The sequence below is a fragment of the Hymenobacter artigasi genome (assembly GCF_012275535.1).
In the GTDB taxonomy this organism is placed as follows: Bacteria; Bacteroidota; Bacteroidia; order Cytophagales; family Hymenobacteraceae; genus Hymenobacter; species Hymenobacter artigasi.
In genome coordinates this window covers 397,612-413,654 of record NZ_JAAVTK010000002.1, presented here as the reverse complement: position 1 = coordinate 413,654, position 16,043 = coordinate 397,612, and the positions used below count along the sequence as shown (strand labels likewise).

Below are 16,043 nucleotides of genomic sequence, written 5' to 3'. Positions count from 1 at the left end.
AATGTCAATACGTCTTGTCTTCGTTTTATCGCTGCTGGCTACCTCCGCGCTGGCCCAAACCCCAGCCCCCGTGCCCGTTGCCCAATCCTCTGCTCTCAAAACCTATGCCTTGCGCCTGCGCCCCGGCGATGATTTGCGCCAGCAGCTCACGGCCTTCGCGCAGCAAAACCACATCCTGGCCGGCACCATGATTACCTGCGTGGGCAGCCTCACGGTGGCCACGTTGCGCCTGGCCAACCAGGAAGGCCCCACGGTGTATAAAGGCCATTTTGAGATTGTGTCGCTGGTCGGCACGCTGTCGACGAATGGTTCGCACATACATCTGGCGGTTTCCGACAGCACGGGCCGCACCATCGGCGGGCATTTGCTGGATGGCTGCCGGGTGTACACCACGGCCGAAATCGTGCTGGGCGAGCTGCCGCAGCTGGAGTTTCGGCGCGAGAAGGACGACACGTTTGGCTATCAGGAGCTGGTGGTGCGGCCTGCCTCGGCACCCGTTGCCAGCCCGGCCGATGAGAAAAGCAAACCCCGCAAGCCATAGGCGATATTTCGGCCCACTGGCCGGGGCAGCAGCAACGGCCCTGAAACGTACCTTCGCCGCATGACTACTGCCACCGACACTCCGCAAGCCGCCGCCTTCCGCCGCCAGGTTCTGAATCCGCTGAAGCTGCGGCTGTTCATGATGCGCAAGCTGCCCATGGCCTGGCTGGCGGGCCTGCGCCTCACGCAGCTCACGCCGGAGACGGCCACGGTCACCATCCGCTACAAATTCCTCACCCAGAACCCATTCCGAAGTCTCTATTTCGCCTGCCTGGCCATGGCGGCAGAGTTTGCCAGCGGCATCCAGGGCATGATGCAGGTGCAGGCCGGCGGGCCGGTTTCGATGCTGGTGACGGCCATTCAGGGCGATTTTACGAAGAAAGCAGTAGGCCTAATCGCCTTCACCTGCCCCGATGGCCCGCTCATTGCTCTGGCCGTGGCCGAGAGCCGTGCTACCGGCGAGGGCCGCACCGTAGTCTGCACCAGCACTGGCGTGGATGAGGCCGGCGACGTGGTGGCAGTGTTCAAGCTCACCTGGTCATTCCGGGCAAAGCGGTAGGCGGGTTATTGGCCCGGCTTCTGCAGCAATTGCAGGATATGGTCGAGCTTACCAGTTACACCATCCAGCTTGGTTTCTACCCCATCTAGTTGGGTTTTCATCACATCCTGCTGGGTTTTCATCACATCCTGCTGGGTTTTCAGGTCATTCTGCTGGGTTTTCATCGTCAGTTGCTCACGCAATAAGAAACTGATGTTTTCGCCTTGCTGAACGACTGCCGTGCTTACCTGGCTGATGGCAAAGCTCAGCTGCTTGAGCTGAGCAGTGTGCCTGTCCAGGATGCTCATCGTTTCGGAAAGCAGCGGTTCGAGTTGATTGAGGCGGTCGTCGGCAGTCATCGGATATGAAAGGATAGGGAAAGTGCCTGGTGAATTTGGGGGCAGGAAGCAATAAAGTTACGTAAGTTGCCGTAAGAATATCGCCCGACGGGTGTTGCTTTCTTACTCTTTCACCGAAGTAATAACGTCCACCATCCCGTCCTCGCTCACCACGATGGCGATGCAGGGATAGTCGGAGCTTTCCACGTAGCGCAGGGCCGAGTTGTAGCGCGCGCCCCGGGTACCGTCGCCCCGGCCCGAGGCGCGGCCGTCGAGAATTACCCCAATAGAGTAACAGTAGCCCTCGGGGTCGAGAAGCACTGCGCCGTCGATGCTGGTGACGAGGCGGGTGATGAGCGGCGTGAGCGGCACGGGCTCGATGAGCGTGCACTGCAGCTTGAGGCGGTCGGCTTCGGCCAAGGCCTCGGTGGTGATGACCAGGAGCGTGCCGTGCTTCTGGCGGCTGGCTTCGAGCACCACGTCCCAGAGGCGCTCTACTTTGGGCGCGTCGGTGAGGGCGAAGGTGCGCTTGAGGGCCTTTCGGAAGGCCGGCCGGCTGAGGCGCGGGCGCGGTAGGCCGGGCAGGCCGTAGTGCGAGCGCATGAGGATGTGCCCGGCATGCTGAAGCTCCCAGGCGTAGTGCGTCACGAAGCTGATAACGAACAAATCCTCGCGCACGGCATCGTAGTGGCCAATTTGGCGGCCCAATGCGTACACGTTTTCGCCGTCGGCGAGCAGGTGCACGTCGGGCGTGGCCATTTCCAGCAGCTTGCGCACGGCGCGGTAGTCGGTGAGCTCGGTGGGGCAGGTGAGGGCAAATACTTCCTCGATGTTGGGGTGGCCGCGCCGGGCCAGCAGCAGGTTGCCCACGCCCTCGGCGCCCTCGTAACGCAGGCTGCTGATGGTGTTGCAGGTGGCAAACAGCTTGATAGTAGCCGGGTCGAGGCCCAGGGCCTGGGCGGGCGTGTCAAGGAAGGTTTTGCCGGCGGCGCGTAGCAGCTCCTCGCTTTCGCGGGGCCGCATGAAGATGCTGGCCCCTGGTTCGGGCTCGCTAAGGGCCTTCACGCCTTCCTCGTTGAAGCGGTACATGGCGGCCAATAGTAGCGACGGAGCCAGCGGCTTGCCATCGGTGTAGTAGCGGGCGGGCTGCAACGAAGGGTAGGCCCGCAGCGGTTTGCGCAGCAAGCGCAGCACCGTGGTCACAAAGTAGCCGTTTATCTCTACCGGCCAGCCGGCAAAATGTTGGTACTGGCCCTGCCCATCAAGGGCATTGAGGGTTTCCTGCACGGCATCGCGGATGCCGATGCCCTGGTGCTTGCGCCGGATGGCGGCGGCCGTCACGTCGGCGCGGTCGGGGAAGGGCCAGGGGGTGGTGAGCTGGCGCACGCGGCCCCGGGCCACCACGTCGGAAAACGCGGTGGCGGGCAGGTCGCTGTCGACGGGCTCCAGGCAGCGGGCGGGCAGGGTGTCGTCGGCGGGCAGGGCGAGCAGCAGCACAAACGGCTTCAGGTCATCATCCAGCGCATCGAATAAGTCCTGGGCCAGCGCCTGGGCTCCCTCGCGGTAGCGCACCTGGTAGGGCCAGATTTGGGCCGGCGGCACGATGATGGCAGGCGACTTTGAGGCAGCTAAGGAGCAGGAAGAGAGCATGGGCGGGCGGGGCAGCAGAGACTAAAAAAACGCCCCTCCTGTCTTGAGGAGGGGGCGTTTGGCGTTTGGTTGAACTTACAGCTGGAATAGAACCGGCAACACCATCTTTTGCTTCATCGGCTTGCCCTGAAACATGGCCGGCTCCCATTTCGGAGCGGCCTTTATCAGCCGCAAAGCCTCTTCGTCAAGCCCGGAGCCCATCTTCTTGATAACGCGGGCATCGGTCAGACTACCATCGCGTTGCACCATAAATTCGACCATCACCTTGCCCTGAATGTTGCGTTTGCGGGCCAGGCCGGGGTACTGCTGGTTTTTTTCAATCCAATCGAAAAAAGCCTGGTTGCCGCCCACGGGCTGGGTGGGGCGGTCGGGGGCCACCACGGCGGGGCGGTCGGGGTTGGCCGAGGCGGCAATGTCGGCGGCAGAGGTGGTGATGGGCCGCTCCTTGGCCGGCCCGCCGATGGTGACGGTGCTGCCCGGCGACATCACGAACGATACCGGCACCACCACGCGCTGGCGCACCACGGCGTTGCGGTGCTTGGCGGGCGTCCACTTCGGGCCGCTTTTGATGAGGCGGATGGCTTCGGCATCGAGCTCGGGCGCCACTGGCGTTTCGACCTTCACCTCGTTCACGGTACCGGTTTTTTCCACCACGAAGCTCACCTTCACAGTGCCCTGAATGCCTTTTTGCATGGCTGTGGCGGGGTATTTCTGGTGCGCGGCCAGAAACTGGGCGTAGCGCTCGGTGCCACCCAGGGGCACGGCGGGCTGCTGCACCGAGTCGTACACGGTATTGGCCGTGGGCTTGGGCGGCATTTTGCGCTTCTGGGCGTGGGCTGCAAGACTGGAAAAACTAAGGCCGCCAAGCAGCAGGAGCATCGAGGTTTTCATGCGTAGAAAAGGGAGAAGAGGAGGAGTAATGAGAAAAGACGGTTGAACCGCAAAGGCTGTACCTGCCAAAATAGTGCCGGCTGGCCTTGCAAAGAACGGCAGCCCGCGCCCCGCGTGGTTTCGCCTTCCCTCCTATATGACGTACTTTGAAGCGAATTACTGTACCCCTTAACGTTGCCATTGCCATGACCACCGAAAGCCGCGCCCCCGAGCCCGTGGGTGCCTACCCCTACACCCGCCGCGTAGGCAACCTGTTGTTTCTGTCCGGCGTGGGCCCGCGCCAGCGCGGCCAGAAAGCCATTCCCGGCGTGGAAGTGGATGAGGACGGCAATGTTCTGCACTATGACTTTGAGAGCCAGTGCCACGCCGTGTTTCAGAACGTGCGCTACATTCTGGAAGAAGCCGGGGCCGAGTGGGACGATTTGGTGGACGTGACCGTGTTCCTGACCAACATGAAAGACGACTTTCCGACCTACAACCGCCTCTACGCCGAGTACTTCGCCACGGCCCAGCCCTGCCGCACCACCCTCGAAATAAACTGCCTGCCCACGCCCATCGCCATCGAGCTGAAGTGCATGGCCGCGCTGCGGAATTAATCGGGAATTTGCTGCGCCGCCAGAGCGTGGAGCTGCGCGAGCTCTACAAGCGCGGCCTGCTCACCGAGTTTCGCCAGGTGGCCATGATGCAGACCATTCAGGACCTGCTAAACGCGCAGGGAGGCTGCGAGCGCATCAAGAATACGCCGTTTTCGCGCCAGTTTGCCTAATTCAGCTTTGTGTTTGTGTGGGTGTTCGCGGCCATTCTGCCGCTGGGTTTGGTGGAGGAGTTCGATAGCCGCCAAGCCCTGGGCCAATACCACATCTGGCTGATGGTGCCGTTTTCGGTGCTCGTATCGTGGGTATTTAACGTGATTGAAGTGGTGGGCCACATCAGCGAGAACCCCTTCGAAAACGACATCTACGACGTGCCGATGACGGCCATTTGCCGCAGCATCGAAATCGACCTGCGCGAGCTGCTCGAAGAAACCGAACTGCCGCCCAAAGTTGAGGCGGTGAATGATGTGATGTATTAGCGCGGGGTCGGCCGTGGGCCAAAGCCAATGGGCTACACCCGGCGGGGCGTAATTTTGGAGCAATGAAATTTCCATTGACTTTGGCGCACGGCCGCCGCGCCGCGCTGCTGGCCGCGCTGGCCCTCGCGCTGCCCGCCTGCCAGGCCGACCAGCAGCGCCTGGCCCGCCTCGAAGCCGTGCAGCAGCAGCAAACCCGCGAGCTGGCCCGCCTGCGCCAGCAGCTGGCCGAGAAGGAAGATGAAGTAGCCGAGCTCGAAACCTGCGTCGACGACTTGGAAAACGCGGTGTATGAAGACGGCGACTCGACGGCCTACGACGAGCCCGAACGCCCGTCGCTGCAGCAGTTGTAGCGCGAAATGCCGCGTGCACGCGCCGGCCTGCTAACCCATTTGGTCGTTCTTCGCGTTACTTGCGGCATTACCCGCTCCCGCCGCATGAACCACCAGACGCGCCGCCTCCGCTACTTCTTTTCCGGCCAGAATTTTTCCGATGGAGTGCGCGTCACGGTGTCCATTCTGCTGCCGGCGGTGCTGCTGGGGCAGTGGGGGTATTTCGAGGCGGGCCTGAGCATTGCGACCGGGGCCGTGTGCGTGAGCGTGACCGACACGCCCGGCCCGGCCGCGCACCGCCGCAACGGCATGCTGGCCGCCCTGGTGCTGGTGGGCCTCACGGCCCTGCTCACGGGCGCGGCCGCCCTTAACGTCTGGACGCTGGCCCTCGAAATCGGGGCGCTGAGTTTCGGGCTGACCATGCTGCTTGTCTGGGGAGCGCGGGCTGGGGCCGTGGGCACCGCCACCTTGCTGAGCGTGGTGCTGCTGCTGGCCCACCCGCCCGCCCTGGCCGACGCGCCGGCCCACGCGGGCCTGCTGCTGCTGGGCGGCATCTGGTACGCGGGGCTGGCCCTGGTGGCCTACCAGGTGCGGCCCTACCGCCCGGCCCAGCAGGCGCTGGGCGAGTGCATTCACGCCCTGGCGCGGTTTCTGGACCTCAAAGCCAAGTTCTACAACCCCGCCACCGCGCTGGAGGAGGACTACCGCCAGCTGGTGGCCCAGCAAGTGGTGGTGAACGAAAAGCAGGAAGCTGTGCGCGACCTCATTTTCCGCACCCGCCAGATTGTGAACGAAACCACCAGCACCGGCCGCCGCCTGGTGCTCACCTTCGTGGAAACGGTGGACCTGTACGAGCGCATCACGGTGGGGTATTACGACTACTCGGCCGTGCGCGAATCCTTCGGCCACACCGGTATTCTGGACGATGTGGCCCGGCTCATCCGGCACGTCGCCACCGAATTGGACCACCTCGGCGTGGCCATTCAGACCAACCACGCGCACCCCGGCACCGGCCCCGTGCTCACAGCCGAGTGGGACCGCCTGCAGGCCCGCATCAGTGCCCTCGACACCGATGCGGAGACTGGCAGTAATACGTTGGTATTGAAGAAAATACTGGTGAACCTGCGCGACATCATCCGGCGGGTGGGCAACATCCGGCGCTACTTCGACGAGGCCCTCTCGGCCGCCGCGCCCGCCGCCAGCCGTGCCGCCGACCACACCCAGTTTGTGGCCCGCCAGGAAATCGAGCTGCGCGCCCTGAGCCAGAACTTCACCATGAAATCGGCGGTGTTCCGCCACGCCGTGCGCATGACCGTGGCCTGCCTGGTGGCCTACGCCGTGGCCGAAACCCTCTGGCACGGCCAGCACAACTACTGGATTCTGATGACGGTGACCATCATGCTCAAGCCTGGGTTCAGCCTCACGCGGCAGCGCAACACCGAGCGCATCATCGGCACGCTGGCGGGCGGGGCGCTGGGCGGCCTCGTGCTGTGGGCGGTGCCGTGGCCCGAGGCCCGGTTTGCCGTGCTGGTGGTGTTTATGGTGGTGGCTTACAGCTTCCAGCGCACCGTGTACCTGGTCACGGTGGTGTTTCTGACGGCCTATCTGCTCATCATGTTCCGGTTTCTGGGGCTGAGTTACCTGGGCGTGGCGCAGGAGCGCATCACCGATACCCTTATGGGCTGCGCCATTGCGTTTTCGGCGGGTTACCTGCTGTTTCCAAGCTGGGAATCGGAGCAATTGACCGACTATATGGCCGCCGCCCTGCGCGCCAACCTGGCCTACCTGCGCCAGCTGGCCGACCGCCTCGCCGGCCGCCCCCTCACGTCCAACGACTACCGCCTGCTGCGCAAAAACGTGTACGTGAGCGGGGCCAACCTCGCGGCGGCGTTCCAGCGCATGCTCACCGAGCCCAAAAGCAAGCAGCACCGCCCCACCGAAAGCCACGAATTTGTGGTGCTGAACCACATTCTCTCCTCCAACATCGCGGCCCTCACCGGCACCCTGCGCGAGGCCGCGCCCGCCGTGCCGCCCTTCCCACCCGACAGCCGCCGCGCCCTCACCAGCGCCGTGGCGGCCCTCAGCAAAAGCCTGGCCCGCATTGCGCCCGCCGCCGCCGCGCCCATTGAGGAGCTGGCCGCCCCCGAGCCCAACATCTCCGTCGAAGCCGCCGACGACAAGCTGCTGCTGGAGCAGCTCACGTTTCTGCAGAAGGTGAGCGGGGATATCGGGAAAGTGACCGAGGTGCTGGCCGGGTAGGGGCGAAGCGGTGCTTCGCCCCTGTGTGCACGGAATCGTTGTTTTGGCGGCGGGGTAGGGGCGAAGCGGTGCTTCGCCCCTGGGTGCACGGAATCGTTGGCTTGGCGTGAACGACGGGCGAAGCGCCGCTTCGCCCCTACATCCACTCAGCAGGGCAGGCGCACTACTACCCGCGTGCCCACTTTTGGCACCTCAATGCTCACGCTGCCGCCCAGGTAGGCCGCCCGGGTGCGCACCCCGCGCAGGCCGATGCCCGTCAGCGGCGTGTCTTCGCCCCGGCCGAAGCCTCGGCCGTCGTCGGCCACGCACAGCTCCAGGGCGGTGGGGAGGCGGCGCAGGTGCACGTGCACCTGCTGGGCCTGGGCGTGGCGCACGGCGTTGTTCACCAGCTCGGCCACGATGCGGAAGGCGGCCGACTGCACGGCCGGCGGCAGCTCATCGAGCCCGGGGCCGAAATCGGTGTGTACCTGCGGGCTGCCGTGCAGGTTGAGCATGTCGCGCAGCGTGGTGATGGAGGTGGTGAGGCGGTTGGTGACCGACTCGGCCGGCAGCAGGACGTGGCTGATTTGCCGCACCTGGTTGTAGAGCTCGCGCAGAATATCTTCGGTGAGCTGGCCCACGGCGGCGGCGGCGGGGGCCGAAGCCAGGGCGGCGCGCATGGCCTCGCTTTGCCAGGCCATGTGCAGGGCGGCAATGTTGGGCCCCAGGGCGTCGTGCAGCTCGCGGGCCAGCTGCTCGCGCTCATCGTCCTGCGCCGCGATGAGGCGGGCACTGTGCACGTCGCGCTGGCGCAGGTGCTGCACGCGCAGCCGGGCATTGTGGCGCAGCGTGTGCCGGAAGCGGCCGGTGAGCAGGGCGCTCAGTATCAGGAGCTCCAGCATGAGGCCCCAGGCCAGGGCATTGGGGTAGATGGGGTTGAAGCTGGTCAGGCCCAGATGATTGAGCCAGAAAATGCCGTAGCCCACAAAAAAGAAGAAATAGGTGAGGGCGTAGTACGCCGCCAGCCGCCGCCAGCGCCGGTGTAGCAGCAGGGCCAGCAGCACGGTCCAGCCGTAGCCGAACACCAGCACCATGAACACCTCGCGCACCCCGTTCAATGCTTCCACGGTGGGCAGGCTGTGACGCATGGCCCAGGGCAACAGCCCCGCGTAGCCCGCCACAAACGCCACGGCCCCGCCCGCCAGCCAGTTGCCGGCCCGGTGCAGGCGCGGCCAGCCGGCCCGCAGCCGCAAAAACAGCTGCATGATGCGAATGCCTGCCGCCGCCGCCAGCAGCATAAAATTGTACTGCCCCACCGACCACAGCAGCCAGTACGGCCTGGCCGGCAGCAGCATGGCGTCCAGCCCGTCTTCCATCATCAAAAAGAGCGTCACGCCCAGCACGTAGGCCACGTACCAGAGGTGAATGCGGTCGCGCAGAAACGCATACAGCACCAGGTTGAACAAGGCGCTGCTCAGGTAAAAGCCCAGCAGCCACACCCAGTGCCGTTCAAAGGGAAAGCCCATTTCCCAGGCCAGGAAATGCTCGGTGGTTTCGATGTAGGTGGGCAGGTAGATGCCGCCCGTGTGGACATCCACGCGCAGGTAGAGCACGGCCGCCTCGCCGGGGTCCAGCGCAAATGGGAAGCTGATGGACCGCGCCGGAAAGGCCCGCCCAGCGGCCGGCACCCAGGAACTGGCCGCGCCCATGCGGGTAAACTTCGCCTCGCCCGCCCGCCGGCAGTATAGCGCCGCACTGTCGGTGAAGTTGAAAATGCTCCACAGGAAGCGCAGGCGCAGGGGCTCGGTGTTGCGCACGGGCAAGCGTATCCACACGCGGCGGTGCATCAGGCCCAGGTTGAGGGGCTGGTGCCAGGGGCCGGGCCGGAACCGGCCGGCGCGCCACGCGGCCTCGGCCCGCTCGGGGTCGGGCGCGGGCCCGAAGGGCTCGGTGTAGTAGCGGTACGCTTCCGAGATGTCCGCGCCTTCGGGGTCTTTCAGCAGCAGGGTGTCGCGCAGGGCCTGGGGCGGCGCATTCTGGGCCGCCCCAGGCTGCCACCAGCCCAGCATCAGTACCAAGAATAGACAAAACCGCATAGGCCGATACTAACAGGCTGCTGAATCGGCAAATAACAATTAATTCATTTGATATTCATTTATTTCGAAATAGAAAATCTGGCTGATTTGCTTGGTTCAGCTTAGCTTTTTGCCCGCGCCGGGTGCAGCGTTTGCGAAAGCCGCTGCAGCTTTTCCTCCAGCTCCTGAGCGGCCAGCGTGCACACGGCTTCAATTTTGGAGAACAGGGCGTGCACCTGGGCCATGGTTTCGGGGCTGCCGGCCGCGGCTTCGTGGGCAATCAGCCTGGCGGCCAGGGCTTGCAGGTCTTTGGCGTGGTCCTCAAATTCCTGGTTGATGCCGATGGTGGCGAAGGTGGGAATGATGGAATGCGTGGCCGATTTCAGGGCTGGCCACTGCTGCTGCTCAATGGCGTTCTTCATGGTTTGCACCAGCTGCGGAATCTCCTGCAGGTACAGGTAAATCATCTCGGCCATGCGCGCGTCGCTCTTGGTGATGCGGCGCAGGTAGTCGAAGTTGACGCAGGTGAGCGGGGGCTGCGGCGCGGCCTCGGGCAGGTGGCCCGGCGCGGCGGTGGACTTGCGGTAGCCGGAGCTTTTCAGGTACTTGATGATTTTGCTGTAGAGCAGCTTGTCGTCGATGGGTTTCGAGATGTAGTCGTTCATGCCCACAGCCTTGCATTTTTCCACATCCACAGTGGTCACGTCGGCGGTAAGGGCGATGATGGGCACTGTCAACTTCAGCTCCTTACGGATGTATTCGGTGGCATCGAAGCCATTCATGACGGGCATCTGCAGGTCCATCAGCACGATATCGAAGGGCGTGGTTCTCAGCTTTTCGATGGCAATCTGCCCGTTGCCGGCCACTTCCATCTCAAAGCCGAAATCCTCCAGCAAGGTCTTCATCAGCAGCTGGTTGAGGGCAATGTCTTCCACCACCAGGATTTTGACGTCCTTGAAGCCGGCTTCCAGCTCGATGTTCAGGCCGGTTTCGATGTCGGCCTTCTCCAGCGTTTTATTGAAGCTCAGAATGAAGCTGAATGTGGAGCCCTTGCCCACCTTGCTCCGCACGCTGATGGTGCCGCCCTGCGGCTCCACCAGGTTTTTTACAATGGCCAGGCCCAGGCCCGTGCCGCCGTACAGGCGGCTGGTGCCGCTGGTGGCCTGCTGAAAATTGTCGAACACCGTGCCCAGCTTGGCCTGCTCAATGCCGATGCCGGTATCGGTGACGGCAAACTCCAGGATAACCTTTTCCGCGTCCTGCACCAGCATCCGCACACCCACCGTGATGCTGCCTTCGCTGGTGAATTTCACGGCATTGCTCACCAGGTTCAGAATAATCTGGTGCAGGCGAACGGGGTCGCCCACCACCACTTCCGGGATTTTCTCGTCGTATTCCATCACCAGCTCCAGGTTTTTCTCCTGAATCTTGGTTTCGAACAAGTGCACCATGGCCGCCACCGAAGCCGAAAGCTTGAACGGAATCTGCTCAAAGGTCATGCGGCCGGCATCCACCTTGGCCAGGTCCAGAATGTCGTTGATGAGCACAATCAGCGTGTCGCCGCTTATCTTGATGGCCGTCAGGTATTCGCGCTGCTTATCGGTGAGCTCCGTTTTTAGCACCACCTTCGTGAAGCCGATGATGGCATTCATGGGCGTGCGAATTTCGTGGCTCATGTTGCTGAGGAACTGCTGCTTGGCTTTCACAGCATCCTCGGCCGTCTGGGTAGCGCTTTCGGCTTTGGCCTGGGCTTCCTCAGCCAGCACGGTGGCGCGCTCGGCCGCGATTTTGGCCTCCGTCAGCTCGGTGGCAATGCGCTTCTGGTCGGTCACGTCGCGGGCCACAATCACCACGCCCAGCACCAGTCCTTCGTCGTTCTTATACACCGAGCCGTTGAACAGCACATCGGTCAGCTTGCCGTCTTTGTGCCGCAGCGTGAGCGGCGAATCGGCCACGGTGCCCTCGGCAAACACCTTCTGGTACACCTCGCGGGCCATCTGCGGCTCCGTGAAATAGGTGAAGAAATCAGACCCCAGCAGCTGTTCGCGCTCAATGCCCGTGATGTACACCGTGGCCCGGTTCATGTCCGTAATTTTGCCCTCCGGGCTGATGGTCACCAGCGGGTCGCGGCTGGCCTCAATCAGGCTGCGGGCGTAGTTGGCAATGCGCAACTCGGCCGCCCGCTTCACCTTCTCATCGTTCTGGAAGGCCAGCTCCTTGTTGGCAATCACCAGCTCCTGGGCGCGCTTTTCCTTCTCGTCGTTCTGGAACGCCAGCTCGATGTTGGCAATGCCCAGCTCGGCGGCGCGCTTTTCCTTCTCGTCGTTCTGAAACGCCAGCTCGGTGTTGGCAATGATGAGTTCCTGCGCCCGCTTCTCCTTCTCGTCGTTCTGAAAAGCCAACTCGGTATTGGCCACGCTCAATTCCTGCGCCCGCTTTTCCTTTTCATCATTCTGGAAAGCCAGCTCGGTATTGGCCACGCTCAGCTCCTGGGCGCGCTTTTCCTTTTCGTCGTTCTGAAACGCCAGTTCGGTATTGGCCACGCTCAACTCCTGGGCGCGCTTTTCCTTTTCATCGTTCTGAAAGGCTAGTTCCTCGTTGGCAATGCTCAGTTCCTGGGCCCGTTTTTCTTTTTCATGGTTCTGGAAGGCCAGCTCTTCGTTGGCAATGCTCAGCTCCTGGGCGCGCTTTTCTTTTTCGTCGTTCTGAAACGCCAGCTCCGTGTTGGCCACGCCGAGTTCCTGGGCGCGCTTCTCCTTCTCGTCGTTCTGGAACGCCAGCTCTTTGTTGGCAATCACCAGCTCAGCGGCGCGTTTCCCCTTCTCATCGTTCTGGAAAGCCAATTCCTCGTTGGCAATGCTCAGCTCATCGGCCCAGTTTTTTCCGGCCACTTCGCGGGCCACCAGCACGCCGCCCAGCACCAGGCCGTGGTCGTCCTTGTTCACCGTCCCGTCGAACAGCACCGGCGTGGGCGTGCCATTGGCGTGGCGCAGGGTGCCGGCCACGTTGGTGACGGCCCCGGTGGCCAGCACCTGTTGGTACACCTGCTCCAGCGCGGCCGGCTCCGTGAAATAGGCGAAGAAATTGGAGCCCATCAGCGTGTCGCGGCTCATGCCCGTCATCTTAACTGCCGCCTCGTTGGTGTCGGTAATATTGCCCTTCAGGTCGATAGTGACCAACAAATCCTGGCTGGCTTCCATAAGCCGGCGGTAACGCTTTTCGCTTTCCTTCATGAGGTGGTTGAACTGGCCCGGCAGGCAAGTTTTCGCTTTTTTTATAATAATGCGGGCGGGCCTGAAAACCGCAGCAAACCGCTGCCGCCCCCTAAAAACCAGCATAGTGCCGGTGTATACGGGGCGGGGTGTAAATAATTGTTTTTCAGAAAAATAACTTGCTTGTAAGGTACTGCTTTTTCATCTGGCAACGGCTGAATATTCCTCCATTTGCCGTCCCGCCCCGGCCATCGCCTTGATGGCTATCTGGTTTGGGCCAACAGATAATATGCGTGCTAGCAGCGAAGTCAGGTCGCTCCCCAAGCCCCAACGCGAGAAAGCCCACCCGGGCTACCGGATGGGCTTTTTAAAAAAGGATTGAGTCGGATTTTATTGGCTGATGCGCAGCCGGTCGTTTTGGAAGACCGCAAAGCGACCAGGCAATTCGGCCGCGTGCTGCTCCAGAATGAGCTGAACTACAGCCGCCCGTTCGGGGCCAGTGGCTTCTTCCAGGCGCAACAGCAAAATGCCGTGGTGGGGCTGGTGCTCCTTAAAAATCAGGTCGCCGAAATCCTTGTCCATCGTGATGACAATAGCCGTGTGCTGGCGGGCCAAAGCCAGCACTTCCACATCGGGCAGGTGCGGGTCTACGTCCCGCACGGCTACTGTGGCATACCCCATTTCCCGCAACAAGCGCTCCACGCTGGTCCCCACGCCGGCATCGACTACAAACCGCATCAGCCTACGCGCTGAGCCGATACACTCGCTGCTCGCCTACCACATCGGCGGCGTAAAGCAGTACGCCTTGGAAATCCTCCGGTTCCAGTTCGGGGTATTCCTGTATCAGGTCATTTTGTGTCTGGCCAGCGGCAAGGGCCTTCAAAATCTGCTGCACCGAAATCCGAAGACCCCGGATAGTTGGTTTGCCAGCCAGAATACGGGCATCAATGGTAATGCGGGCGAGGAGTGCATCGGTGGTTTGCATAGTGGAAAGATACGCAAAATGACCATTTTGCGAACAAAATGGTCATTTCGGTTACCGGCAAAGTGGTCCGATTACTTGCCCGCCTGCCCGCCGGGCTTCAGCGTGCGGCCCAGCCACTCAAAAAACACGCGCTGCCAGAGCACCGAGTTTTGCGGCTTCGTCACCCAGTGACCCTCGTTGGGCAGGTACAGAAACCGGCTCGGAATGCCGCGCAGCTGCGCCGTGCCAAAAGCCTCCATCGCCTGCCCCTCGGGCACCCGGAAATCCTTGCCGCCTTGGATGACCAGAATGGGCGTGTCCCAGTTTTTGGCGAACAGCTGGGGGTTGAATTCCTGGTAGGATTTGCTGGGTGTGGCATCCCAGGGCGCACCGCCCATGTCGTGCTTGGCGAAGAACATTTCCTCGGTGCTGGGGTACCAGCTGGTGAGGTTGTAGAGGCCGTCGTGCGAAATAAAGGTCTTGAAGCGGCCCTCGTGGTGGCCGGCCAGGTAGTACACCGAATAGCCGCCGTAGCTGGCGCCCACGCAGCCGCGCCGGTCCTTGTCCACAAACGGCTCCTCGCTGATTTTATCAATCGCCGAGAGGTAATCCTTAATCGGCTGGCCGCCCCAGTCGCCCGAAATGGCATCGTTCCACTCCCGGCCAAAGCCGGGTAGGCCGCGCCGGTTAGGCGCCACGATAATGTAGCCATTGGCCGCCATCAGCTGGAAATTCCAGCGGTAGCTCTGGCTCTGGGTGATGGGGGCCTGCGGTCCGCCCTGGCAGTAGAGCAGCGTGGGGTACTTTTTGGCCGGGTCGAAATCGGGCGGGTAAATCACGTATACCTGCATCTGCTTGCCGTCGGTGGTGGTCACGCGGCGGTCCTCCACCTTGCCGAATTTGATGCCGGCTAGCTCCTGCTGGTTGATGGTGGTAAGGGGTGTTTCCCGGCCAGATTTTAAGTTCTTACCGGTTTTTAAATCCAACCGCACAATGTCGGCGAAGGCAGATAGCGTGGTGCGGTTGGCAACAGCTTGGTCCTTGCCCACCAGTTCAAACGCATTGTAATTCTGCGCCCCAGTGGTAAGCTGGCGGATGACGCCTCCGTTGCTTGAAACGACAAATAATTGCTCGGTACCTTCTATCACGGCCAGGAAGTAGAGGGTTTTGCCGTCGGCGCTCCAGCGCACGTTGCCCGCGCTCAGCTCCGAGCCTTTGGTGATGTCAACGTGCTTTTTGCTGGCGAAATCATACACCATAATGCCGTTGCGGTCGCTCTCGAAGCCGGGCGTGGCCATGCTCAGCCAGGCCACCTGCTTGCCATCGGGCGAGAAGCTGGGCTCGGTGTCGTAGCCACCCAGGCCCTCGCTTAGGTTCACGGTTTGCTGGTTGTGAATATCGTAGAGGTAAATGTCGGCGTTGGTGCTCTCGGCCTCGGCCTTGCCAGTCAGCTTGCGGCTGGTGTAGGCAATGCGGTAGCCGTCAGGCGAAAAGGCCAGCTGCTCCGCGCCGCCGTCGGGCATTAGCGGCGAGTCGAATTTCTCGCCGGGCATCAGGTCCTTGCCGTAGCCTTCGGGCTTGCCGTCGGCGTTAAGGGGCTGGAAGAAGACGTGGCTGGCGAGGTGGTCGTCCCACACGTTCCAGTGGCGGTAGTTCAGGTCGTCGATGATTTTGGCATCGGCCTTGGGCAGGTCCGGGAACATATCCAGCGTGGTCGGGCTCGATTTCACGTCTTGCGTGTAGAGGATGAAATTGGCCTTCGGCGCATATTTCAGGTTGCTCAGGCCCTGGTCGGGGAAGTCGCTGAGCTTCTGTTTGCCGCTGCCATCGGCACTCATCACGTAGAGCTGGTCGGTGCCGCCTTCGCCCGAAATGAATGTCAGCTTGCCATCGGGCCGCCAGTTCAGGGTGTTTTCCGAGCCGGGCGTGTCGGTGAGTTTCTTCGGCGTGCCACCAGCCACGGGCACGGTCCAGATGTCGGCGTTGCCCTTGTTCTCGGCCAGGTTGTATTTGGTGACGGTGTAAGCCACCGTTTTGCCATCGGGCGACACCTGCATTTCGCCCAGCCGGCCCAGCTGCCAGAGCTTTTCGGGCGTGAGCACGGCAGATGGGGGAGGGGTTTGGGCGGCCGCCGCGAGTGGGAGCAAGGCCAGCGCGCCAAGAAAGAGCTTGTTCATGCCCGAAAATTACAGCCTT

Annotated in this window: 13 protein-coding genes and 1 pseudogene; 6 read left to right on the top strand and 8 right to left on the bottom strand. The window is 62.3% G+C overall.

The genetic code is table 11. The annotated features are described in order from the left end of the window. Position 1 precedes the first annotated feature (1 nt). Positions 2-541 (top strand): PPC domain-containing DNA-binding protein, encoded by a 540-nt coding sequence (locus tag HBN54_RS05290; RefSeq protein WP_168672111.1) that lies wholly within the window; start codon positions 2-4, stop codon positions 539-541. Between the two features lie 60 nt (positions 542-601). Next, entirely contained in the window at positions 602-1,099 is a 498-nt protein-coding gene (locus tag HBN54_RS05285) for a PaaI family thioesterase (protein WP_235955389.1), read from the top strand. Between the two features lie 5 nt (positions 1,100-1,104). Here HBN54_RS05285 and HBN54_RS05280 read toward each other — a convergent pair whose 3' ends face one another. The 3 genes from HBN54_RS05280 to HBN54_RS05270 all read right to left on the bottom strand — a co-directional run bounded on the left by HBN54_RS05280 (position 1,105) and on the right by HBN54_RS05270 (position 3,957). Then, a complete protein-coding gene (locus HBN54_RS05280) occupies positions 1,105-1,437 on the bottom strand; it encodes a hypothetical protein (protein WP_168672110.1) in 333 nt (110 codons plus the stop codon). A gap of 102 nt (positions 1,438-1,539) precedes the next feature. Further along, positions 1,540-3,066: a DNA integrity scanning protein DisA nucleotide-binding domain protein gene (locus HBN54_RS05275; protein WP_168672109.1), complete on the bottom strand. Its 1,527-nt coding sequence runs from the start codon at positions 3,064-3,066 to the stop codon at positions 1,540-1,542. 75 nt (positions 3,067-3,141) lie between these two features. Further along, the gene (locus HBN54_RS05270) at positions 3,142-3,957 is read right to left on the bottom strand and encodes an energy transducer TonB (protein ID WP_168672108.1); all 816 of its coding nucleotides are present in this window, start codon (positions 3,955-3,957) and stop codon (positions 3,142-3,144) included. A 185-nt stretch (positions 3,958-4,142) separates the two neighbouring features. Here HBN54_RS05270 and HBN54_RS05265 point away from each other — a divergent pair, with 185 nt between their 5' ends. The 4 genes and pseudogenes from HBN54_RS05265 to HBN54_RS05245 all read left to right on the top strand — a co-directional run bounded on the left by HBN54_RS05265 (position 4,143) and on the right by HBN54_RS05245 (position 7,617). Then, entirely contained in the window at positions 4,143-4,553 is a 411-nt protein-coding gene (locus HBN54_RS05265; RefSeq protein WP_168672107.1) for a RidA family protein, read from the top strand. Further along, positions 4,472-5,029: pseudogene (locus tag HBN54_RS24170) on the top strand (hypothetical protein). Before HBN54_RS05265 ends, HBN54_RS24170 begins: the two are co-directional and overlap by 82 nt. A gap of 62 nt (positions 5,030-5,091) precedes the next feature. Beyond that, positions 5,092-5,379 carry a hypothetical protein gene (locus tag HBN54_RS05250; protein ID WP_168672104.1) on the top strand — a complete coding sequence of 96 codons (288 nt, stop codon included), beginning with the start codon at positions 5,092-5,094 and terminating at the stop codon, positions 5,377-5,379. Between the two features lie 84 nt (positions 5,380-5,463). Then, positions 5,464-7,617 carry an FUSC family membrane protein gene (locus HBN54_RS05245; RefSeq protein ID WP_168672103.1) on the top strand — a complete coding sequence of 718 codons (2,154 nt, stop codon included), beginning with the start codon at positions 5,464-5,466 and terminating at the stop codon, positions 7,615-7,617. 146 nt (positions 7,618-7,763) lie between these two features. Here HBN54_RS05245 and HBN54_RS05240 read toward each other — a convergent pair whose 3' ends face one another. The 5 genes from HBN54_RS05240 to HBN54_RS05220 all read right to left on the bottom strand — a co-directional run bounded on the left by HBN54_RS05240 (position 7,764) and on the right by HBN54_RS05220 (position 16,024). Then, the gene (locus HBN54_RS05240; protein ID WP_168672102.1) at positions 7,764-9,692 is read right to left on the bottom strand and encodes a sensor histidine kinase; all 1,929 of its coding nucleotides are present in this window, start codon (positions 9,690-9,692) and stop codon (positions 7,764-7,766) included. 101 nt (positions 9,693-9,793) lie between these two features. After that, positions 9,794-12,904, bottom strand: coding sequence for a PAS domain S-box protein (locus tag HBN54_RS05235; RefSeq protein WP_210427950.1), 3,111 nt, complete (start codon positions 12,902-12,904; stop codon positions 9,794-9,796). Between the two features lie 369 nt (positions 12,905-13,273). Then, complete coding sequence (locus tag HBN54_RS05230) at positions 13,274-13,621, bottom strand: DUF5615 family PIN-like protein (RefSeq protein WP_168672100.1); 348 nt, start codon at positions 13,619-13,621, stop codon at positions 13,274-13,276. Between the two features lie 4 nt (positions 13,622-13,625). Further along, on the bottom strand, positions 13,626-13,868 hold the full coding sequence (locus HBN54_RS05225; protein WP_168672099.1) for a DUF433 domain-containing protein: 243 nt from the start codon (positions 13,866-13,868) through the stop codon (positions 13,626-13,628). Positions 13,869-13,939: 71 nt separating this feature from the next. Continuing rightward, the gene (locus HBN54_RS05220; protein ID WP_168672098.1) at positions 13,940-16,024 is read right to left on the bottom strand and encodes a S9 family peptidase; all 2,085 of its coding nucleotides are present in this window, start codon (positions 16,022-16,024) and stop codon (positions 13,940-13,942) included. Between the last annotated feature and the right edge of the window lie 19 nt (positions 16,025-16,043).

What these genes read in the sequence shown, in the direction of transcription:
- HBN54_RS05290 (WP_168672111.1), top strand. Translation starts at nt 2, where the DNA reads ATGTCAATACGTCTTGTCTTCGTTTTATCGCTGCTGGCTACCTCCGCG.
- HBN54_RS05285 (WP_235955389.1), top strand. Translation starts at nt 602, where the DNA reads ATGACTACTGCCACCGACACTCCGCAAGCCGCCGCCTTCCGCCGCCAG.
- HBN54_RS05280 (WP_168672110.1), bottom strand. Translation starts at nt 1,437, where the DNA reads ATGACTGCCGACGACCGCCTCAATCAACTCGAACCGCTGCTTTCCGAA.
- HBN54_RS05275 (WP_168672109.1), bottom strand. Translation starts at nt 3,066, where the DNA reads ATGCTCTCTTCCTGCTCCTTAGCTGCCTCAAAGTCGCCTGCCATCATC.
- HBN54_RS05270 (WP_168672108.1), bottom strand. Translation starts at nt 3,957, where the DNA reads ATGAAAACCTCGATGCTCCTGCTGCTTGGCGGCCTTAGTTTTTCCAGT.
- HBN54_RS05265 (WP_168672107.1), top strand. Translation starts at nt 4,143, where the DNA reads ATGACCACCGAAAGCCGCGCCCCCGAGCCCGTGGGTGCCTACCCCTAC.
- HBN54_RS05250 (WP_168672104.1), top strand. Translation starts at nt 5,092, where the DNA reads ATGAAATTTCCATTGACTTTGGCGCACGGCCGCCGCGCCGCGCTGCTG.
- HBN54_RS05245 (WP_168672103.1), top strand. Translation starts at nt 5,464, where the DNA reads ATGAACCACCAGACGCGCCGCCTCCGCTACTTCTTTTCCGGCCAGAAT.
- HBN54_RS05240 (WP_168672102.1), bottom strand. Translation starts at nt 9,692, where the DNA reads ATGCGGTTTTGTCTATTCTTGGTACTGATGCTGGGCTGGTGGCAGCCT.
- HBN54_RS05235 (WP_210427950.1), bottom strand. Translation starts at nt 12,904, where the DNA reads ATGAAGGAAAGCGAAAAGCGTTACCGCCGGCTTATGGAAGCCAGCCAG.
- HBN54_RS05230 (WP_168672100.1), bottom strand. Translation starts at nt 13,621, where the DNA reads ATGCGGTTTGTAGTCGATGCCGGCGTGGGGACCAGCGTGGAGCGCTTG.
- HBN54_RS05225 (WP_168672099.1), bottom strand. Translation starts at nt 13,868, where the DNA reads ATGCAAACCACCGATGCACTCCTCGCCCGCATTACCATTGATGCCCGT.
- HBN54_RS05220 (WP_168672098.1), bottom strand. Translation starts at nt 16,024, where the DNA reads ATGAACAAGCTCTTTCTTGGCGCGCTGGCCTTGCTCCCACTCGCGGCG.